The organism is Demequina sediminis, from assembly GCF_039545075.1.
In the GTDB taxonomy this organism is placed as follows: Bacteria; Actinomycetota; Actinomycetes; order Actinomycetales; family Demequinaceae; genus Demequina; species Demequina sediminis.
In genome coordinates this window covers 88,779-107,983 of record NZ_BAABRR010000007.1, presented here as the reverse complement: position 1 = coordinate 107,983, position 19,205 = coordinate 88,779, and the positions used below count along the sequence as shown (strand labels likewise).

Genomic DNA, 19,205 nt, shown 5'->3' with positions numbered 1-19,205 from the left:
CAGTTGGAGAGAAGGTCAAGGGGCGGAGGCGACGCGCGCTACGGCAGCTCGGGCAGCACGAAGCGCCACCCCTCGGCGAGCCGCTCGTCGACGACCTCGATGACGGCGTCCACCGTCCCGCCTCGCGGTCCCCCGCCGTCGTGCACCAACACGAGCTCGCCCGGAGTCATCGCGAGCCGCAGCCGCGACGCGAGCACGGCCGGGTCCTGGTCGACCCAATCCTCGATGGTGTTGACCACGTCGAGCGGCTGCATCCCCAGCGCCACGGCGACGGCGGCGGTCTGGCCCCATGAGCCGTTGGGCGCGCGCCAATACGGCACGGGCACCTCATCGCCCACGGCGCCCTCGATGATCTCGAGAGCGCGCAGCATGTCGTCGCGCACGTCGAGCACGTTCCACTCGCCCATGTCCGCGAACGACGTCGAGTGGTTGCACAGCACGTGCCCCTCCGCCACGATGCGCCGCAGCACATCGGCGCCCGACGGGATGAGTGTGCCGTCGGCCGCGATGCCGGACGGCCTCAGGATCTCCGCGCCGATCACGGCGAACACCGCCCGGATCCCGCGGTCGCGCAGGAAGTCCAGGAGGCGCATCGTGTCGAGCCCGTTGGGGCCGTCGTCGAAGGTGAGCGCGCACGCGGGGGCCGACAATGCAAGACCCCCGCTCGCGACGCGGCGAACGGGGGTCTGGCTGAGCATGCGCGCCCCTAGCCCTCGACGCCCGCGCGCTGCAGGATGATCTCCCGCACGCGTCCGGCATCGGCCTGACCCTTGGTGGCCTTCATCACGGCGCCCACGATCGCGCCGGCGGCCTGCACCTTGCCGTCGCGGATCTTGTCGAGCACCTCGGGCTGCGAGGCCAGGGCCTCGTCGACCGCCGCCTCAAGGGCCGAGTCGTCCGAGACCACCTCGAGGCCGCGTGCGGCGACCACCTCGGCGGGAGAACCCTCGCCCGCGAGTACGCCCTCGAGCACCTGGCGCGCGAGCTTGTCGTTGATGCGACCCGAGTCCACCAGCCCCTGCAGCTCGGCCACGGCGGCCGGGGTCACGGGCAGCGAGCCCAGCTCGACCTCGCGGTCGTTTGCGACCCGCGACAGCTCACCCATCCACCACTTACGGGCAGCCTGGGGAGCCGCGCCAGCGGCGACCGTGTCCGCGATCAGGACCAGGGCATCGGCGGCCACCGCGTCCCTCATCTCGAGATCGCTGAAGCCCCACTCCTCGCGCAGGCGCGCCCGCATCTTGGCGGGGTGCTCGGGGAGGGTCGCGCGGAGCTCCTCGACCCACTCGCGCGACGGCTCGACGGGCAGCAGGTCGGGCTCGGGGAAGTAGCGGTAGTCCTCCGCCTCCTCCTTCGAGCGACCCGGCGTGGTGGAGGAGGTGTCCTCATGCCAGTGGCGGGTCTCCTGAATCACCGGCTCGCCGTTGAGCAGCAGCACCGCCTGGCGCGCGGCCTCGTAGCGCACGGCACGCTCGACGGCGCGCAGCGAGTTGACGTTCTTGGTCTCGGAGCGCTTGCCGAAGGGGATGTCGTCCTGCGACTCGCCCGCGACGGCCTTGGGGCGCAGCGACAGGTTGACGTCCGCGCGCACCGAGCCCTGCTCCATGCGGCCATCCGAGATCCCCAGCGCGCGCACGATGTCCCTGATGGTCGCGACGTATGCGCGCGCTACCTCGGCGGTGCGGTCTCCCATGCCCGTGATGGGCTTGGTGACGATCTCGACCAGGGGCACGCCACCGCGGTTGTAGTCCACGAGCGAGTAGTCGGCGCCCTGGATGCCTCCCGAGCCGCCCACGTGCGTGTTCTTGCCCGCGTCCTCTTCGATGTGCGCGCGCTCGATGCCCACGGTCACCACCGTGCCGTCGTCGAGCACCACGTCGAGGGCGCCCTCATAGCAGGTCGGCTCGTCGTACTGCGAGATCTGGTAGTCCTTCGACAGGTCAGGGTAGAAGTAGTTCTTCCTGGCAAAGCGCGAGGACTCGCGGATCGAGCAGCCGAGCGACAGGCCCAGGCGGATCGCGGACTCGACGGCCTTCTCGTTGGTGACGGGCATCGCGCCGGGCAGACCGAGGCACACCGGGCACACCTGCGTGTTGGGCTCCGCGCCGAACTCGTTGGCGCAGCCGCAGAACATCTTGGTCTTGGTGTTGAGCTCGACGTGGACCTCGATGCCGAAGACCGGGTCGAACTCCTCCATCGCCTGCTCGTACGTCATCGTGGTCACTTGCCGACCTCCAACTCGGGTGCCTGCGCGGACAACGGGCCGCCCCACTCGGCGGCCAGCGAGGCCTCCAGCGCGGCGCCGATGCGGTAGAGGCGGGCGTCCTCGCGCGCGGGGGCGAGGATCTGGAAGCCCACCGGCAGCCCGTCCTCGGGCGCGAGACCCGCGGGCAGCGACATGCCGGGGATGCCGGCGAGGTTCGCGGGGATGGTCGCGATGTCGTTGAGGTACATCGCGAGCGGGTCATCGATGCGCTCGCCGAGCTTGAACGGCGTCGTGGGCGTCGTGGGCGACACGAGCACGTCGCACTGCGCGAACGCGGCGTCGAAGTCGCGCTGGACCAGGGTGCGCACCTTCTGCGCCGAGCCGTAGTACGCGTCGTAGTAGCCAGCGCTCAGCGCGTACGTGCCGAGGATGATGCGGCGCTTGACCTCGTCGCCGAAGCCGGCGGCGCGCGTCGCGGCCATGGTGCGCTCGATGGTCGCTCCCTCGACGCGTATGCCGAAGCGCACGGAGTCGAACTTGGCCAGGTTGGACGAGGCCTCGGACGGCAGGATCACGTAGTACGCGGCGAGCGCGTACTCGAAGCTGGGGCAGGACACCTCGACCACCTCGGCGCCCATGCCGCGCAGCCTCTCGAGGGACTCCTCGAAGCGCTGCTTGACGCCGTCCTGGAAGCCACCCTCCGCGCCCGACAGCTCGCGCACCACGCCGACGCGCACGCCGGTGAGGTCCATGCGGGCGCCCTCGAGGGCCGCGTCCACCACGGGGGGCACGGGCTCGTCGAGAGACGTGGCGTCCATGACGTCGTGACCGCCCATGACCTCGTGCAGCAGCGCGGTGTCGAGCACGGTGCGGCCGCACGGGCCCAGCTGGTCGAGCGACGAGGCGAGCGCGATCGCGCCGTAGCGCGACACGCCGCCGTACGTGGGCTTGACGCCCACGGTCGCGGTGACCGAGGCCGGCTGGCGAATCGAGCCGCCCGTGTCGGAGCCGATCGTGAGCGGCGCCTCGAAGGCCGCGAGGGCCGCGGCCGAGCCGCCTCCCGAGCCGCCGGGGATGCGCTCGAGGTCCCACGGGTTGTGGGTGGGGCCGTAGCCGGAGTGCTCGGTCGACGAGCCCATCGCGAACTCATCCATGTTGGTCTTGCCCAGGATGGGCATGCGCGCCTCGCGCACGCGACGGGTCACGGTCGCGTCGTACGGCGGGATCCAGCCCTCGAGGATGCGCGAGCCGGCGGTCGTGGGCAGGCCCTGTGTGACGAGGACATCCTTGATGCCGATCGGCACTCCCGCGAGCCGCGGCAGCTCGACGCCCGCGGCGCGGTCGGCGTCCACGGCGCGCGCCGTCTCAAGGGCACCCTCCGCGTCGATGTGGAGGAACGCGTGAACCGCGCTCGGCGTGTCGAGTCCGTCGACGGCGGCGATGCGGTCGAGGTGCGCCTGCACCAGCTCGACGGAGGTCACCTCCCCTGCCGCCAGGGCATCGGCCATCTGCGCGGCGGTGGCGCGGGTCCAGTCGGTCACGCTCATGCCTCCTCCCCCAGGATCTGAGGCACGCGGAAGCGGCCGTCCTGGGCGTCCGGCGCGCCCGACAGGGCGGCCTCCTGCGCGAGGGACGGGCGCACCACGTCCTCGCGGTGGACGTTCGCCATCGGGATGGGGTGGCTGGTCGCGGGCACGTCCTCGCCGGCAACCTCGGCCACCTTGGCGACGGCGTCGAGGATCACGTCGAGTTGGCCCGAGAGGCGGTCGAGGTCCGCGTCGGTCATGTCGATGCGCGCGAGCGCCGCGAGGCGCGCCACATCGGAACGGTCGAGGGTTGACATGGGCCCGAGTCTAGTGGCTGGGAGTCAGGGCTCCCACGAGTATCCGAGCAGGCGCACGCCCTCCGTGGCGCACGAGGGTTCGCGCTCGAGATGAGCGGGCGACAGCCGCGTCACGGTGCCGTCCTCGTTGTCCTTGACCACCCAGTCGAGCTCCTCGCGCCGCACGAATCCCATGCGCTCGTAGAGCCGATGGGCGACGTGCATGGTCTCCATCGTGGACAGGACGATGCGGGAGGCACCCTGCGCGACGGCGCGGTCCATCGCGGCCTGGGCGAGCGTGCGGCCGATACCGCGCCCGCGCTCGATGGGCGACACCGCGAGCATGCGCAGTTCAAACTCGCCGTCCTGGGCAAGCTCGATGAAGGGGCTGCCCGGCGGGACGAGCGTGATGGTGCCGACGATCGCGCCCTCGCCCCGGTCTCCGTCGAACATCGCGAGGAGGTCCGCGTGGCGCGCGCGCGCCGCGGCGTCACGCAACTGCGGAAGATAGGGGTGCGCGTGATCGATCAGCCCGTCCGCGAGGTATGCGAGGGCCGTGAGTTCGCCGATTTCTTGGAGCCGTGAGGTCTCGTCCGGGGATACCGCCCGCACGGTCGCCGTCACTGGGGTCCCTCGTTCGGGTCGATGCGACGGTCCCAGTGCGGGGTCGACGTGTCGGACGGTGTTCCCTCGACGGGATCGGGGTGCTGGCCGGTCGGGCCGCGACCCGGTTCCTCGGGCGGCTCGGACTTGCGGTTGGCGACGCTCACAAGCGCGATGACGACCGCGATGAGCACGATCACGCCGACGACGATGCCGATGACTGCGGTGGTGTTCATGGCTCCTCCAGGGGTCCCGCTGGGCCCGTCTTCCAGACTACCCACGCACGCCGCGACACGCCCGAGCGCGGGTTCAGGCGCGTCGCCTCGGCCCGCGGGTCATTCGCCGGCGAGCGCCTCGGGCCCGCCCTCGAGGAGGCGCACGAAGGCGGCCTCGTCGAGGATCGGCACGCCCAGCTGCTCGGCCTTCGCGGCCTTCGAGCCCGCGTTCGCGCCCGCGACCACGTAGTGCGTGTTCTTGGACACCGACGAGGCCGCCTTGCCGCCCCGGGACACGATCGCCTCCTTGACCGAGTCGCGCGTGAATCCCTCAAGGGAGCCGGTGGCGACCACGGTGAGACCCTCGAGCGTCCTCTCGATCGACTCGTCACGCTCGTCGACCATCCGCACGCCGGCGGCGGCCCACCGCTCGACGATCTCCGCGTGCCACGGGACGGTGAACCACTGCAGCACCGACTGCGCGATCACCGGCCCGACGCCGTCGACCGCCGCGAGCTCCTCCTCCGAGGCCGCGCGGATCGCATCCATCGAGCCGAAGGCGGTCGCGAGCGCGCGGCTCGCGGTGGGGCCCACGTGTCGGATCGACAGCGAGACCAGGACACGCCACAGCGGCTGGCTGCGCGCGGCGGCGAGGTTGTCGAGCAGCTTGTGCGCGTTGGCCGACAGGTCGCCCGCGCTGCGCGTCACACCCCCCACCTTCGAGTCCTTCTCGAGCACGAAGAGCGGCACCCGCCGGAGATCGTCCTGGGTCAGATCGAAGAGTCCGGCCTCGTTCTCCAGCACGCCGGACTCGGCGAGCGCCGCCGCAGCCTTCTCCCCCAGCACCTCGACATCGAAGGCCCCGCGCGAGCCGATGAAGGCGATGCGATCCACGATCTGCGCGGGACAGAACTGCGCGTTGGGGCAACGGAGGTCCTTGTCGCCTTCCTTCTGTTCGACCAGCTCCGTGCCGCACGACGGGCACGCGGTGGGCATCGTCCACTCGCGCTCGGCTCCGGTGCGCGCCGCGACCACGGGGCCCACGATCTCGGGAATGACGTCGCCCGCCTTGCGCAGCACCACGGTGTCGCCGATCCGCACGCCCTTGCGCGCGACCTCATGGGCGTTGTGGAGCGTCGCATACGTCACGGTGGACCCGGCGACCGTCACGGGTGTCATCACGCCATAGGGCGTCACGCGACCGGTGCGTCCGACATCGACGCGGATGTCTTCGAGGGTGGTGTGCACCTCCTCGGGAGGGAACTTGTACGCGATCGCCCAGCGCGGCGCTCGGCTCGTCGAGCCGAGCTGTCCCTGGACCGCGCGGTCGTCGACCTTGAGCACCGCGCCGTCGATCTCGTGCACCATCGCGTGACGACCGGACTCGAGTTCCCTGAGGTACGCGTCGACCGCGTCGACACCCTCGACCACACGCGCGTGCGCGGTCACGGGCAGGCCCCACGACTCGAGCATCGCGTAGATGCCGTGCTGCGATCCCACGCGCGGGTCGGGAGCACCGTCGCCCCAGTCGAGCGCCCCCAGCGCGTACGTGGTCACGGCGAGCGGACGCGTCGCCGTCACCGCGGCGTCCTTCTGACGCAGCGAGCCCGCGGCCGTGTTGCGGGGATTCGCGTACGGCGCCTTGCCCTCCTCGAGCAGCCGAGCGTTGAGCTCCTCGAACGCCGCGACGGGCAGGTACACCTCGCCGCGCACCTCGACGAGCGCGGGCACGTGCTCGCCCGCGAGGGTGCGCGGCAGCCCCGCAATCGTGAGGACGTTCGCGGTCACGTCCTCCCCGGTGGTGCCGTCCCCGCGGGTGACGCCGCGCGTCAGCTCGCCGTGCTCGTACGTGAGGGAGATCGACAGGCCGTCGATCTTCGGCTCGCACACGACGGGCTGCGGCCCCGCCTCGCGCTCGACACGCGCGAGCCACGCCTCGACGTCCTCGAGGGAGAACGCGTTGTCGAGGCTCATCATGCGCTCCCGATGCGTGACGGACGCGAAACCGAGCGCGACCGTTCCACCCACGGTCTGCGTGGGGCTCTCCGGGGTCGCGAGCTCGGGATGAAGCGCCTCGAGCTCGCGCAACTCGCGCTCAAGGGCGTCGTACTCGGCATCCGACACCGTGGGCGCATCCTCCGCGTAATACGCGTGACGATGCGCCTCGATCTCCTGGACGAGCTCCTGGTGGCGGGCGCGAGGGTCGGTCACGGTCCTATCCCACCACGGCCGTCCGACAGCGCGCACCAGCGACCGGAGTCGCGCGCGGGACCGTTCACTAGTCTGTACGCATGCGTGCCGCCCCCGTGACCCTCGCCGCGCTCGCCGCGTTGGGGCTCTCCACCCTGGTCCTCGCCGCGTGTGCGGGCCCGGCGGAGCCCTCGCCGCGCGTCACGGTCACCGCGACCGCGACCCCCGACCCCGGCATCGTCCCCTCGCCCACCGTGACCGTCACGGCGGACCCCTTCGCACGTCCGGAGTGGCTCGGCAGGGCCGTCCTGGAGAAGCAGGACAACGACCTCGCGTTGCCCGTGGAGACGCCTCCCGAGCTGCGCGACCGCCGCCTCTCGCCCCGTCCTGGCGCGCATCCCGACCCGTCGTCGGACGCGTGGTTCGTCGAGATCACGCCCGTGCCCGATGAGGTGCTCGAGCGGTCCTCGTGGCGCGAGGAGTGCCCCGTGCCCGCGGAGGACCTCGCGTACGTCGTCATGCCATTCTGGGGCTTCGACATGCGCCCGCACACGGGCGAGATGATCACGTCGGCCGCGCACGCGGAGGACCTCGCGAGCGTCTTCGAGCAGATGTACGAGCGCCGCTTCCCGATCGAGGAGATGCGCGTCACGACCTGGGAGGAGGTGCGCGGGGACCACACGGGCGACCTCAACGTCACCATCTCCTTCGAGTGCCGCATGGTCACGGGCGGCTTCGACCGCTGGTCGCAGCATGCGCACGGCCTCGCGGTCGACATCAACCCCTTCCACAACCCGTGGGTGCGGGACGGATACGTGTTCCCCGAGCTCGCGTCGGCGTATCGCGACCGCACCTGGCTGCGCCCCGGCATGGTCGAGACCCAGCGGCAGATGATCGCGGACTTCCAGGGAATCGGCTGGGACTGGGGCGGCACGTGGACCGACCTCGACGACTGGATGCACTTCTCCGCGACCGGCCTGTAGCGCGCGGGACCTCCGGCCACACGGGACGATGCCCACGAGGGCCACACTGGGGGCATGAGCGTTCACGTGCCCACCGCCGCCGAGATTGTCGCGGCCGCGGCCGCGATCAAGCCCCACGTGCGGCACACCCCCGTCATCGAGATCCCCGGCGACACGCTCGGGATCGACGCGACGCTGGTCTTCAAGCTCGAGTACCTGCAGGTCACGGGGGCCTTCAAGGCGCGCGGCGCGGTGCACTACGTCGCCACGCAGCCCATCTCGCCGTCAGGGATTGTGGCGGCGTCAGGAGGCAACCACGGCGCCGCCGTCGCGTACGCGGCGCAGCGGTTCGGACACGAGGCGCACATCTTTGTGCCCACCACCGCGAACCCGGCGAAGGTCGAGCGACTGGTCCACCTGGGGGCCCACGTGCACCGCGTGGGCACCACGTATCCCGAGGCGCGTGAGGCCTCGTACGTCTACCTCTCCGAGCACGAGGCCACCACGATCGAGGCGTTCGACGACCCCGTCGTGATGGCGGGCGCGGCGACCGTCGCGCGCGAGTTCGAGGCCGATGCCGTGGGCGAGGACGGCCGCGGCCTGGACGCCATGCTGTGCGCGGTGGGTGGCGGCGGGCTCGCGGGTGGCGCCACGGCCTGGTGCGGAGACCGCATGCGCATCGTGGGCTGCGAGACGGTGGGGACGGCGTCCTTCGCGGCCTCGCTCGAGGCGGGCACGCCCACGCCCGTGCCGATCTCGGGCGTCGCGGCCGATCACCTGGGAGCGCAGATCGGGCTCGTGCCGTGGGCCGCGCTCACGGCCGCCGGCACCGAGTCCGCCGTGGTCACGGACGAGGAGGTCCTCGAGGCCCAGGCGCGGCTGTGGAGGCTGCTGCGGGTCATGGTCGAACCGGGAGTCGCGGCGCCCTTCGCCGCGTTGCTGACGCGTCGCTGGGTGCCCGAGCCCGGCGCACGCATCGGGGTGGTGCTGTGCGGGGCGAACGTGGTCAATCCGGCCGTGGTTCCCGCGACTACCCTGGTGTGATGTCCCCACTGACACTGATTGAGGGCGGTCACGTCGCGACCGTCGACGCCGTCGGAACCGAATGGGAGCGCGGCTGGATCGCCGTCCGCGGCTCGCGCATCGTCTCGCTGGGCGAGGGCGCGGCACCGTCCGAGGTGCGCGACGCCGCCGCGACACGCATCGACGCCACCGGCACGCTGGTCACCCCCGGCCTCATCAACACCCACCACCACCTCTATCAGTGGCTCACGCGCGGATGGGCGCAGGACGCGATCCTGTTCGACTGGCTGGTCGCGCTGTACCCCACGTGGTCACGCATCACCGCGGACACGGCCGGCGCGGCCGCGGCCGGGGCAATGGCGGTGCTCGCGCGCTCGGGCTGCTCGACCGTGGGCGACCACCACTACATCTTCCCGCGCGGCTCGGGCGACATCGTGGGCGCGATCGCGCACGAGGCGTCCGCACTGGGACTGCGCCTGCACGCGACGCGCGGCTCGATGGACCTCGGAGAGTCGGCGGGAGGCCTCCCTCCCGACTTCGCCGTGGAGACCACGGCCGATGCCCTGGCGGCGTCGGCCGAGGCCGTCACCAGGTACCACGATGCCTCGTTCGACGCGATGACGCGCGTCGCGATCGCGCCGTGCTCGCCGTTCTCCGTGACGGCCGACCTGTTGCGCGAGGCCGCGGTGCTCGCGCGCGACCTCGACGTGCGCCTCCACACCCACGGCGCCGAGACCGTCGAGGAGGAGGCGTTCTGTCGCTCGCGGTTCGGGATGTCGCCTACCGACTACCTCGAGTCGCTGGGCTGGCTGGGACCCGACGTGTGGATGGCGCACTGCGTGCACCTGTCCGACGACGACGTCGCGCGCTTCGCTGCCACCGGCACCGGGGTGGCCCACTGCCCGTCGTCCAACGCGCGCCTCGCGGCGGGAATCGCCCCCGTGCGCGCGCTGATCGACGCGGGCGCCCCGGTGGGGCTGGGCGTGGACGGCGCGGCCTCGAACGAGCACGGCCGGCTCGGCTCCGAGATTCGCCAGGCGGCGCTCATGGCACGCCTGCGCGACGGCGCAGGCGCGATGCCCGTGCGCGACGCGCTGCGCCTCGCGACCATGGGCGGCGCTCGGGTGCTGGGGCGCGAGGCCGAAATCGGCTCTCTCGAGGCGGGCAAGCTCGCGGACATCGCGCTGTGGGAGCTCGGAGAGGTCGAGCACGCCGGCATCGCGGATCCCGTCGCTGCGCTGGGGCTGGGCTCGCTGCCGCGTGTGCGGCGCCTCCTGGTGCAGGGGCGCGATGTCGTGGTCGACGGCGAACTTGCTCGCGCCGACGCGCGAGAGATCGCGGGGCGCGTGGAGGTGGCGGCGGCCGCGCTGCGTGGTTGAAAAGGCGGCGTGGTTGAGAAGGCGGCGTGACTGAGAAGGCCGCGCGACGGTGAAGCAGCCGGGCTAGCGTGCCTGCTGCTTCACCACGAGGAGCCGGTACGCCCCCGAGTCCGACCACCAGCGGTGACGCACGCCGCCCGCGTAGTAAATCGAATCCCCCATGCCCAGGCGGTGGGTCTTGCCATCCGTCTCGACCACGGCCTCGCCCTCGAGCACGTACACGAACTCGTCCTCGGCGTGCACGAAGGTCTCCCCCGGCTCGAGGGCGTCCGAGTCAACCACGATCGGCGTGAACGGCCGCGAGCCGCGCACGAGAGACGTGGCCGTGCCGCGCGCGAAGCCCTCCGCGGTGGACCGGCGCGATCCCGAGCGCACCACCTCGACGCGGCGCGGCGCGGGCCCCTGCTCGACCGCCGCCACGAGTTCGACGGGGCTGGTCTCGAGCGCGAGCGCGAGCCGACGCAGCGACTGCAGCGACAGGTTCGCGAGTCCACGCTCGACCTGGCTGAGGAACGGGTGCGAGAGGTCGGTCGCCTCCGCGAGCGCCACGAGTGTGAGGCCGCGCGCCTTGCGCAGCTCGCGCACGCGAGCGCCCAGCCGCACGGCGGCCTCGTCCACGTCGGCCTCACCGTGCGTCGTCGCCAAGGTCACACTCTCTTCTCCGGATGCATGCCCATCCGCGCCAGCACCGTGTTTTCCACGATGAGCACCAGGTTATAGAGCACGAGCGAGACGAGCGTGACCACCACGACGGCGGCCCACACATCCGAGAACTGTGCCGAGGAGACGTAGCCGCCGATCGCGCCGCCGATCCCCCGTCCTGTCGCGAGCCACTGCGCGAGGAGGGCACCCGTGATGGCGCCGGGGGCCGAGATCCGGACCGCGGCGAAGAACGCGGGAAGGGAGGAGGGCAGCGCCACCTTCCGCAGCGCGGTGGCGGGGCCGCCGCCGTACACGGCCACGACATCGTTCATCTGGGGCGAGGCGCTCTTGAGCCCGTACGCGATGTTCACGAGCGCCGGGAAGAGCACCACGATCGCGCCCATCACGGCGGTGGTCGCGGCTTCGCGTCCGAAGATCATGATGATGACCGGCGCGAACGCGATGAGCGGCACCGAGCGCAGCAGCAGCGCGAGCGGCATGAGCGCGTGCTCGAGGCCCTTCGACAGCTGGAAGGCCGATGCCGTCGCGAGCGCGAGCGCGAGTCCCGCCACGAATCCGATGCCCGCGTCGACGAGCGTCTCGCCGAGCAGTGCCATGAGCGTCGAGAGGTTCTCCGCCGCGTCGTCGTCGACGAAAAGGTGCTCCCACACCTGCACGGGACCCTTCGCGATGTAGGGCGACAACCCGAAGGCCCAGATCGAGCCCTGCCACATCACGAGGACCGCGACGAGGGTGAGCACGAGGGTCAGCACCGAGGAGCCGAGCGCCCTCAGCGTCGCGCGGCGCGATTCGCGCCGAATCTCGCCCTGGAGAGAGGACGATGCCACGGTCGCGGTCATGAGGCGGCCCCCCTCGACCACGGAGTGGCGAGCCGCGTCAGCAGGCCCACGATCAGGTAGCCGGCGAGAGCGACGGCTCCCGACGCGAGCGCGATGCCCCACACGCGGGGCGAGTTGAGCGACTGCTGCGCGATGACCATCGCGGGGCCGATTCCCGTCTCGACCTTGCCCAGGTACTCGCCGAGCACGGCGCCGAGGAACGCGGCGGGCACGGCGATCTGCAGCGCCGTGAGGATCGCGGGAGCCGCCGCGATGATGCGCACCTTGCGCAGCTGCGTGAAGCGCGAGCCGCCGTACACGGCCACCACGTCGAGGCTCGCCTTGTCCGCGGACTTGAGGCCAAGCAGCGCGCCCACGACGGTGGTGAAGAACACCGACAACCCGGCGAGGAACACGGCAGTGCCCGAGGGCTCGCCCGGCTTCGGCGGGCCCAGGATCAGCAGGATGATGGGGCCGATCGCGACGATCGGGATGCAGTAGGTGATGACCGCGATCTGGTTGACCACGCCGTCGAGACGGGGGGCGACGAGCACGATTCCCGCGAGCAGTAGCGCGATGCCGTTGCCCCACAGGTAGCCCTGGGCCGCCTCGTTGAGGGTCACCGTGAAGTTGCGGACGTAGAACTCCCAGCCGGAATCGGCATAGCCCTGCGCCACCTGCCACGGCGTGGGCACCGCCTTGGTGTTCCCCGATCCCACGTTCGCGAACACGGTGACGGAGAGAATCCACCACGCGGCGACAATTCCGACCGCGCCGAGCGCGCCACTCGCCCACGGCGGCAGTCGACGCTCCATCAGTCGTCTCCCCCGAACAGCAGCTCGGAGGCGTGGTCGACATACGCGTGGAACTCGGGAGAGCGCTGGATCTCGGGGGTGCGCGGGCGCGGCAAGTCGATCTCGATGATCTCCTTGACGCGGCCCGGCCGCGGGCTCATGACCGCGACCTGGTCCGCGAGGAAGATCGCCTCCGTGATGCCGTGCGTCACCAGCAGAGTCGTGGCCGGCTTGGCGGACAGGATCCGCATGAGCTCGAGGTTGAGCTTCTGGCGCGTCATGTCGTCGAGCGCTCCGAACGGCTCGTCGAGCAGCAGCACCGAGGGCTTGAGCACGAGCGCGCGGGCGATCGACACGCGCTGGCGCATGCCGCCGGACAGCTGGGCGGGCTTGGCCTTCTCGAATCCCGTGAGCCCCACGAGCTCGATGAGCTCGCGGATGTACGCGTCGTCGACCGCGACGCCGGCCACCTCGAACGGCAGCCGGATGTTCGCGTAGACGCTGCGCCACGGCAAGAGCGCCGAGTCCTGGAACGCGATCCCGAGCTCGTTGTACGCGCGCAGGTCCTTGGGGCTACGGCCGTCGACCCGCGTGGTGCCCGTGGTGGGCTGCTCGAGACCGGCCAGGATGCGCAGGATGGTCGACTTGCCGCAGCCCGAGGGACCCAGCAACGCGAGGAACGACCCGCGATCCGTGTGCAGGTCCGTGTCCTCGAGCGCGACCACCTGGCGTCCGCGCGTGGTGAAGACCTTGGACAGTCCGGTGATCTGCAGGCCGGTGCCCAGGGGAGTTCCCTGGACACCGGCCTCGGCAGTGGGGCTCACGATCAGCCCGCGTACGCGATCAGCTCGGGGTACTCCTCGTAGACCTCGGCCAGCAGCGAGAGGTCGAAGAGGTCGGCCGCCTCGATCGTGATGCCCGCGCCGGCGAGCGACGCGACCGTCTCGGTCTGCAGCGACTCCGAGATGGTGAAGAGGCCGTTAGCCTCGGTCTCCTCGGACACCAGCAGGTCCTCGGCCTGCTTGATGGCTCCCGCGATCGAGTTCTCGGGGATGAGGTCGAGGTCGACGCCGTACTCCTCGTACGCGAGGCGAGCGCCCTCCTCGGGGTCGTTCACGGCATCGGTCCAGCCCTTGATCTCCGCGACCAGGAAGGCCTTGAGCGCCTCACGGTTGTTCGCGATCGCCTCGTCGGTGACGGAGAAGGTCTCCGCGACGAACGGCAGTCCGTTGTCCGCGAAGGGCAGGTCCACGATCTCGTAGCCGGCCGCGGCAACGGTGATCGACTCGTTGGTGAGGTACGCGACGAAGCCGTCGACCTCGCCGTTGGTGAGCGGCGCGGGGTCGTACTGCACGGGCACGATCTCGAGCTGGTCCTCGGTGATGCCGTTCGCGGCGAGCAGCGCCATGAACAGCGACGTGTTCGAGTCCTGCACGCCGATCTTCTTGCCGATCATGTCCTCGGGCGTGACGATGTTGCCGCCGTCGGCCAGCGACAGGATCGTGAAGGGGTTCTTCTGGTACGTGGCGCCGATGATCTTGAGCGGCGCGTCCTCGTTGGCGACGGCCGAGCCGATCGACACCGCGTCGGAGAGCGCGACGTCGACGGTGCCGGAGACCAGCTCCGCGACGCCGGTCGACGGACCGGGGGTCAGCGTGACGGAGTCGAAGCCCGCCTCGGTGTAGTAGCCCTTCGAGTCCGCGAAGAACTCGCCCGCAAACTCCTCGTTCTTGATCCACGACAACTGGACCGAGAAGTCGCCGAACGATGCGGCGGCCTCGCCCTCGGCGGACTCGCTGCCGGCAGGCGCGGCTTCGCCGGACGAGCAGGCCGCGAGCGCGAGCGCGGCGACGGCGGCCGCGGCGGTGACCGCGGCGCGACGCCCGGCCTTCCCGAACGTGAAACGCATGTGGTTCTCCCTCGTTGAGTGGACGCGGCATCCGTCGGGCGGAACAGTGGTGGGGTGGTTCCGTCGACGGCCGGGCGCATGCCCGGGGCGTCGCGGTCGACGCTAGGGAATGTAGATTTCACCAACATGCGCACTTGTGTTTCGCCCTCGTAAATTCGTGCGCACGTGACACAAACGTGACATTCGGCCGTGGCAGACTTCCCCGAACCAAGGCCAGCCAGGAGGGAGGCGACATGGATCTCACCGCCGTCACCGGCTTCCGCCGCGCGACCACCCGCGCGGACCTCACCCTCGCCGCCGGCGAGCGCTTCCTCGCGGGTGGTACCTGGCTGTTCTCGGAGGCCAACCCCGATGTCACGGGGCTGGTCGACCTGTCGGGCATGGGGTGGGACGTCCTGCGGGTGGACGATGCCGGGCTCGCGATCGGCCCGACGTGCACCATCGCGCGGCTCCTCGCGGAGCCCGCGCGGCCCGGCTGGGCCGCGCAGCCGCTGTTCGAGATGGCGGCCCATGCGCTACTTGCGGGCTTCAAGATCTGGAACGAGGCCACCGTCATCGGCAACATCTGCCGCGCCTACGCCGCCGGAGCGATGCTGGCCGCGTGCGCGACGCTCGACGCGGATGCGGTGATCTGGACGCCCGATGGCGGCCAGCGCATCGTCCCCGTCGCGTCGCTGCCCACGGGAAACGGCACCACCTCGCTCGCCCACGGCGAGCTCGTTCGGGAGGTGCGCATCTCCGCTGACGCGCTGGGCGCGCGCACGTCGCTGCACAAGATCGCGCTCGCGGAGCTGGGCCGTTCGGGCGCGGTCGCGAGCGGCCGCGCGCACGCGGACGGCACCGCGGTGGTGGTCATCACCGCGGCGACCCTCACCCCCACCGTGCTCCGCTGGGATGCCCTTCCGTCCCCGGCCGAGGCGCGCGAGGCGGCCCAGTCTGCCGAGGGTTACTACTCCGACGCGCTCGGCGCCGCGGATTGGCGCAGGCACGTCGCCGGGGTCCTCGCGGCGCGCGTGATCAACGATCTTGCGGAGGCCTCGTGAGGATCAGCGTCGACGGCGCACCCCTCGAGGGCGAGCCGCGCCCCGGCCAGTGCCTGCGGACGTACCTGCGCGAACGTGGCACCTTCGAGGTCAAGAAGGGCTGCGACGCGGGCGACTGCGGAGCATGCACCGTGCTGGTGGACGGCACCCCCGTGCACTCGTGCCTGTATCCCGCCCAGCGGGCGGACGGCGCGGCAATCACCACCGCCGGCGGCCTCGCTCCGGGCGAGGACCTCCACCCCGTGCAGGAGTCCTTCGCGCGCCACTTCGCCTTCCAGTGCGGCTTCTGCACCCCCGGCATGACCGTCACCGCGTCGACGCTCACGGAGGACGACCTCCCCGATCTGGACCGCAAGCTCAAGGGCAACCTGTGCCGCTGCACCGGCTACCGACCCATTCGCGAGGCCGTCGAGCACGCCGTCCGCGGCTGCGGCGGCGCATGCGTGGGATGCCCCAGCACGGGCGCGGCGGACAATGCGCCGGTCGCCGTGGGCGCGAGCGCCCAGCCTCCCGCGGCGGCCCGGGTGGTGCAGGGTCGCGAGCCGTACACGTTCGACGCGGACGTGCCCGGCCTCACTCATCTCAAGGTGCTCGGCTCCCCGCACGCCCACGCGCGCATCGTCTCCATCGACGCCTCCGCGGCCCTCGCGATGGAGGGCGTGCTCGCGGTGCTCACCCATGAGGACGCGCCCGCCATCCGCTTCTCGACCGCCCGGCACGCCTCCCGGATGGACGACCCCCGCGACACCCGCATCCTCGACTCCGTGATGCGCTTCCGCGGCCAGCGCGTCGCGGCAGTGGTGGCCGAGACCGCCGGGATTGCGGAGGCGGCGTGCGCCGCGCTGCGAGTCGAGTACGAGGTGCTGCCGGCCGTGCTCGACCCCGAGGAGGCGCGCTCCCCCGGCGCGCCGGTGATCCACCCGGGGCTGACCCCCGAGGACGGCGTGGCCGAGTCGGGCCGCAACGTCATCGCCTCGTGGCGGGGCAGCTATGGCAACGTGGGCCGCGGCCTCGCGCGGTCCACCGCGATCGCGACGGGCACCTGGTCGACCGCGCGCGTCAGCCACGCGCAACTGGAGACGCACGGCAGCCTGGGATGGATCGACGAGGACGGCCGCCTCACCCTTCGGACCAGCAGCCAGGTGCCGTTCCTGACCCGCGACGAGCTCGCGCTCGTCCTGGGCCGCGACCCCGGGTCCATCCGCGTGTTCACGGCGCGCGTGGGCGGGGGCTTCGGCGGGAAGCAGGAGATCTTCACCGAGGACATCGTGGCGCTCGCGGTGCTGCACACCGGGCGGCCGGTCGCGTACGAGATGACGCGCGAGGAGGAGTTCATCCGCACCGCGACGCGTCACCCGTTCCGCGTCACCGCCACGCTGGGTGCCGATTCGGACGGCCGCCTCACCGCGATGGACATCGAGGTGCTCTCGAATACGGGCGCGTACGGCAATCACGCCATCGGCGTGATGTTCCACGGCTGCGCGGAGTCCCTCGAGGCCTACCGCTCCCCCGCCAAGCGGCTCCACGCCGAGGTGGTGTACACGAACACGACCCCGGCCGGAGCGTTCCGCGGGTACGGGCTGGGGCAGGTGATCTTCGCGGTGGAGTCCGCGCTCGACGAACTGGCGCTGAAGCTCGGGATCGATCCGTTCGAGCTGCGGCGCATCAACGCGGTCCGCGACGGCGACAAGCTCGGCGTCACGGAGCGGCGCCACCATGAGGACCTCGTCTTCGGTTCCTACGGGCTTGACCAGTGTCTCGACCTGGCCGAGGCCGCGCTCGCACGCGGCAACGGCGTCGAGGCCCCTGCCGGTTGGTCCGTGGGCGAGGGCATGGCGCTCAGCATGATCGCCACCATCCCGCCGCGCGGTCACCCCGCCACCGCATCGGTCACGGCCTTCCCCGACGGCACCGCGCTGGTCGCGGCAGGCACGGTCGAGTTCGGCAATGGCACGCACACGGTGCTCACGCAGATCGCCGCGGAGGCGCTGGGCCTCGCGCCCACCGCGGTGCGGCTGCGCACCTCCGACACCGACGCGACCACGCACGACACGGGGGCGTGGGGATCGACCGGCATCACGGTCGCGGGCAAGGCCGTGCACGCCGCTGCCGTCGCGCTACGGGCACGCCTCGACGCGGGAGCGGAGATCCCGCCCGAGGGGCTCTCCGCGGAGGGCGCCACGGACGGCAAGGTCCGCTCGCTCGCGTTCAACGTCCAGGCGTTCCGCGTTGCCGTCGAACCCGATACCGGCACGGTCAGGATCCTGCAGTCGGTCCAGGCCGCCGACGCGGGCGTGGTGCTCAACCCCGCCCAGTGCCGCGGCCAGGTCGAGGGCGGCGTCGCGCAGGGCATCGGCTCGGCGCTGTACGAGGAGGTCCTTGTGGGCGAGGACGGCGCCCCTGCCAACCCCGCCTTCCGCGTGTATCGCGTGCCTCAGATGGCCGACGTGCCCGACACGGAGGTCTACTTCGCGGACACCTCGGACGTGCTCGGGCCGATGGGCGCGAAGTCGATGTCGGAGTCGCCCTACAACCCCGTCGCGCCCGCGCTCGCGAACGCGATCCGCCGCGCGATCGGGGCGCGGCCCATGGAGCTGCCGATGACGCGCGACCGCGTGTGGCGCCTCGCGTCATCCGCGCCGCGGGACGCTCAGGACTCGTGACGGGGATGAATCGGCCCGCGCGTCTCGCCCAGCGGCCTCCCGCTCGCGCCCGCGCGCGTCGCGATCACCTCGGCGAGGATCGCGACCGCGGTCTCCGCGGGACTCGACCCGCCCAAATCCAGGCCGATCGGCGAGCGCAACCTCGCCAGGGCATCATCCCCCACCCCGGCCTCGCGCAACCGGGCGAGCCGGCGCTCGGACGCGACCCGCGAACCCATCGCGCCCACGTAGCCGGCGGGACTCGCGAGCGCGGCCGCGAGCGCGGGAACGTCGATGCGGTCGTCGTGCGTGAGGACGCAGATCACCGTGCTGGGCTCGATCTCGAGGCCCGCGAGGAAGCGGTCGGGCCACGCGACGTGCACCTCGTGCGCCGCGGGCAGCCGCTCGGGGGTCGCGAAGACCGGCCGCGGGTCGACCACGATCACGCGGTATCCCAGCGCCCGGCCGGCCGCCGCGAGCGCGGGCGTGAAGTCGACGGCGCCCACGATGACCAGCCGCGGCGCGCGCGGTCGGGTCACGACGGCGCCGCCGGGGAGGGTCAGCGTGACCTCGCCGTCCTCGAGGGATCGCTCGAGCGCGGAGACGATGTCGTGGTCGCCAGGTCCCACGTGGAAGGCGAGGACGTCGACGGCTCCGCCACACGCGAGGCCCGGGCGGTAGAGATCGCCCTCACCGCCGAGTGTCTGCGTCAGCGGAGAGCGATCTGCCAGGCGCGACAACGCGAGCTCGTAGGCCTCGCCCTCGATGCAGCCGCCCGAGACGGCGCCCAAGGCGCGCCCGTCCGCGCACACCGCGATGGCGGATCCCGGCGCGCGCGGCGTCGAGCCGTGCACTCCCGTCACCACCACGACCCCCAGCGAGCCGCCCTCGTGGAGCACTGCCAGCGCCTCTCGCGCGATCTCGAACACGAGCGCC

Annotated in this window: 18 protein-coding genes; 5 read left to right on the top strand and 13 right to left on the bottom strand. The window is 71.7% G+C overall.

Annotated features, from left to right (window positions below; translation table 11 throughout):
• Positions 1 to 38 precede the first annotated feature (38 nt).
• From ABEA62_RS07955 to ligA, 7 genes are all read right to left on the bottom strand, one after another.
• On the bottom strand, positions 39 to 698 hold the full coding sequence (locus ABEA62_RS07955) for a polysaccharide deacetylase family protein (RefSeq protein ID WP_286215368.1): 660 nt from the start codon (positions 696 to 698) through the stop codon (positions 39 to 41).
• A gap of 8 nt (positions 699 to 706) precedes the next feature.
• Entirely contained in the window at positions 707 to 2,215 is a 1,509-nt protein-coding gene (gene gatB / locus ABEA62_RS07950; RefSeq protein ID WP_286216795.1) for an Asp-tRNA(Asn)/Glu-tRNA(Gln) amidotransferase subunit GatB, read from the bottom strand.
• 5 nt (positions 2,216 to 2,220) lie between these two features.
• Positions 2,221 to 3,753 carry an Asp-tRNA(Asn)/Glu-tRNA(Gln) amidotransferase subunit GatA gene (gene gatA / locus ABEA62_RS07945; protein WP_286215367.1) on the bottom strand — a complete coding sequence of 511 codons (1,533 nt, stop codon included), beginning with the start codon at positions 3,751 to 3,753 and terminating at the stop codon, positions 2,221 to 2,223.
• Entirely contained in the window at positions 3,750 to 4,049 is a 300-nt protein-coding gene (gene gatC, locus ABEA62_RS07940) for an Asp-tRNA(Asn)/Glu-tRNA(Gln) amidotransferase subunit GatC (RefSeq protein WP_286215366.1), read from the bottom strand. The genes gatA and gatC overlap by 4 nt, the downstream gene beginning before the upstream one ends.
• A gap of 24 nt (positions 4,050 to 4,073) precedes the next feature.
• A complete protein-coding gene (locus ABEA62_RS07935; RefSeq protein WP_286215364.1) occupies positions 4,074 to 4,652 on the bottom strand; it encodes a GNAT family N-acetyltransferase in 579 nt (192 codons plus the stop codon).
• Positions 4,649 to 4,867, bottom strand: a complete 219-nt coding sequence (locus ABEA62_RS07930; protein WP_345379497.1) for a hypothetical protein — start codon at positions 4,865 to 4,867, stop codon at positions 4,649 to 4,651. Before ABEA62_RS07930 ends, ABEA62_RS07935 begins: the two co-directional genes overlap by 4 nt.
• 99 nt (positions 4,868 to 4,966) lie before the next feature.
• Complete coding sequence (gene ligA / locus ABEA62_RS07925; protein WP_345379496.1) at positions 4,967 to 7,057, bottom strand: NAD-dependent DNA ligase LigA; 2,091 nt, start codon at positions 7,055 to 7,057, stop codon at positions 4,967 to 4,969.
• Positions 7,058 to 7,137: 80 nt separating this feature from the next.
• On the opposite strand from ligA, the gene ABEA62_RS07920 reads away from it, so the two are divergent.
• From ABEA62_RS07920 to ABEA62_RS07910, 3 genes are read left to right on the top strand one after another with little or no spacing between them, the layout of a single operon-like run.
• A complete protein-coding gene (locus ABEA62_RS07920; protein WP_286215363.1) occupies positions 7,138 to 8,019 on the top strand; it encodes a M15 family metallopeptidase in 882 nt (293 codons plus the stop codon).
• Positions 8,020 to 8,073: 54 nt separating this feature from the next.
• Positions 8,074 to 9,042 carry a pyridoxal-phosphate dependent enzyme gene (locus ABEA62_RS07915; protein WP_286215362.1) on the top strand — a complete coding sequence of 323 codons (969 nt, stop codon included), beginning with the start codon at positions 8,074 to 8,076 and terminating at the stop codon, positions 9,040 to 9,042.
• The gene (locus ABEA62_RS07910; RefSeq protein WP_345379492.1) at positions 9,042 to 10,400 is read left to right on the top strand and encodes an 8-oxoguanine deaminase; all 1,359 of its coding nucleotides are present in this window, start codon (positions 9,042 to 9,044) and stop codon (positions 10,398 to 10,400) included. The genes ABEA62_RS07915 and ABEA62_RS07910 overlap by 1 nt, the downstream gene beginning before the upstream one ends.
• Positions 10,401 to 10,463: 63 nt before the next feature.
• Here ABEA62_RS07910 and ABEA62_RS07905 read toward each other — a convergent pair whose 3' ends face one another.
• From ABEA62_RS07905 to ABEA62_RS07885, 5 genes are read right to left on the bottom strand one after another with little or no spacing between them, the layout of a single operon-like run.
• Positions 10,464 to 11,051, bottom strand: coding sequence for a helix-turn-helix domain-containing protein (locus ABEA62_RS07905; protein ID WP_425558001.1), 588 nt, complete (start codon positions 11,049 to 11,051; stop codon positions 10,464 to 10,466).
• A complete protein-coding gene (locus ABEA62_RS07900; protein ID WP_286215358.1) occupies positions 11,048 to 11,902 on the bottom strand; it encodes an ABC transporter permease in 855 nt (284 codons plus the stop codon). Before ABEA62_RS07900 ends, ABEA62_RS07905 begins: the two co-directional genes overlap by 4 nt.
• Complete coding sequence (locus ABEA62_RS07895) at positions 11,899 to 12,696, bottom strand: ABC transporter permease (RefSeq protein ID WP_345379490.1); 798 nt, start codon at positions 12,694 to 12,696, stop codon at positions 11,899 to 11,901. Before ABEA62_RS07895 ends, ABEA62_RS07900 begins: the two co-directional genes overlap by 4 nt.
• Complete coding sequence (locus tag ABEA62_RS07890) at positions 12,696 to 13,499, bottom strand: ABC transporter ATP-binding protein (RefSeq protein WP_286215356.1); 804 nt, start codon at positions 13,497 to 13,499, stop codon at positions 12,696 to 12,698. Before ABEA62_RS07890 ends, ABEA62_RS07895 begins: the two co-directional genes overlap by 1 nt.
• Positions 13,500 to 13,501: 2 nt before the next feature.
• On the bottom strand, positions 13,502 to 14,584 hold the full coding sequence (locus ABEA62_RS07885) for an ABC transporter substrate-binding protein (RefSeq protein ID WP_286215355.1): 1,083 nt from the start codon (positions 14,582 to 14,584) through the stop codon (positions 13,502 to 13,504).
• A 233-nt stretch (positions 14,585 to 14,817) separates the two neighbouring features.
• Here ABEA62_RS07885 and ABEA62_RS07880 point away from each other — a divergent pair, with 233 nt between their 5' ends.
• Together ABEA62_RS07880 and ABEA62_RS07875 are read left to right on the top strand one after the other, a co-directional pair.
• Complete coding sequence (locus ABEA62_RS07880; RefSeq protein WP_286215354.1) at positions 14,818 to 15,627, top strand: FAD binding domain-containing protein; 810 nt, start codon at positions 14,818 to 14,820, stop codon at positions 15,625 to 15,627.
• Positions 15,624 to 18,290 carry a molybdopterin-dependent oxidoreductase gene (locus ABEA62_RS07875; protein ID WP_345379484.1) on the top strand — a complete coding sequence of 889 codons (2,667 nt, stop codon included), beginning with the start codon at positions 15,624 to 15,626 and terminating at the stop codon, positions 18,288 to 18,290. The genes ABEA62_RS07880 and ABEA62_RS07875 overlap by 4 nt, the downstream gene beginning before the upstream one ends.
• On the opposite strand, the gene ABEA62_RS07870 is transcribed toward ABEA62_RS07875, so the two are convergent.
• Entirely contained in the window at positions 18,278 to 19,198 is a 921-nt protein-coding gene (locus tag ABEA62_RS07870) for an XdhC family protein (RefSeq protein ID WP_286215353.1), read from the bottom strand. The two genes, ABEA62_RS07875 and ABEA62_RS07870, sit on opposite strands and share 13 nt — an antisense overlap.
• Between the last annotated feature and the right edge of the window lie 7 nt (positions 19,199 to 19,205).

Excerpts from the sequence above, each read along its gene's own strand:
- ABEA62_RS07910 (WP_345379492.1), top strand. The coding sequence starts at position 9,042 with ATGTCCCCACTGACACTGATTGAGGGCGGTCACGTCGCGACCGTCGAC.
- ABEA62_RS07920 (WP_286215363.1), top strand. The coding sequence starts at position 7,138 with ATGCGTGCCGCCCCCGTGACCCTCGCCGCGCTCGCCGCGTTGGGGCTC.
- ABEA62_RS07915 (WP_286215362.1), top strand. The coding sequence starts at position 8,074 with ATGAGCGTTCACGTGCCCACCGCCGCCGAGATTGTCGCGGCCGCGGCC.
- gatB (WP_286216795.1), bottom strand. The coding sequence starts at position 2,215 with ATGACGTACGAGCAGGCGATGGAGGAGTTCGACCCGGTCTTCGGCATC.
- ABEA62_RS07880 (WP_286215354.1), top strand. The coding sequence starts at position 14,818 with ATGGATCTCACCGCCGTCACCGGCTTCCGCCGCGCGACCACCCGCGCG.
- ABEA62_RS07895 (WP_345379490.1), bottom strand. The coding sequence starts at position 12,696 with ATGGAGCGTCGACTGCCGCCGTGGGCGAGTGGCGCGCTCGGCGCGGTC.
- gatC (WP_286215366.1), bottom strand. The coding sequence starts at position 4,049 with ATGTCAACCCTCGACCGTTCCGATGTGGCGCGCCTCGCGGCGCTCGCG.
- ABEA62_RS07885 (WP_286215355.1), bottom strand. The coding sequence starts at position 14,584 with ATGCGTTTCACGTTCGGGAAGGCCGGGCGTCGCGCCGCGGTCACCGCC.
- gatA (WP_286215367.1), bottom strand. The coding sequence starts at position 3,753 with ATGAGCGTGACCGACTGGACCCGCGCCACCGCCGCGCAGATGGCCGAT.
- ABEA62_RS07930 (WP_345379497.1), bottom strand. The coding sequence starts at position 4,867 with ATGAACACCACCGCAGTCATCGGCATCGTCGTCGGCGTGATCGTGCTC.
- ABEA62_RS07955 (WP_286215368.1), bottom strand. The coding sequence starts at position 698 with ATGCTCAGCCAGACCCCCGTTCGCCGCGTCGCGAGCGGGGGTCTTGCA.
- ABEA62_RS07900 (WP_286215358.1), bottom strand. The coding sequence starts at position 11,902 with ATGACCGCGACCGTGGCATCGTCCTCTCTCCAGGGCGAGATTCGGCGC.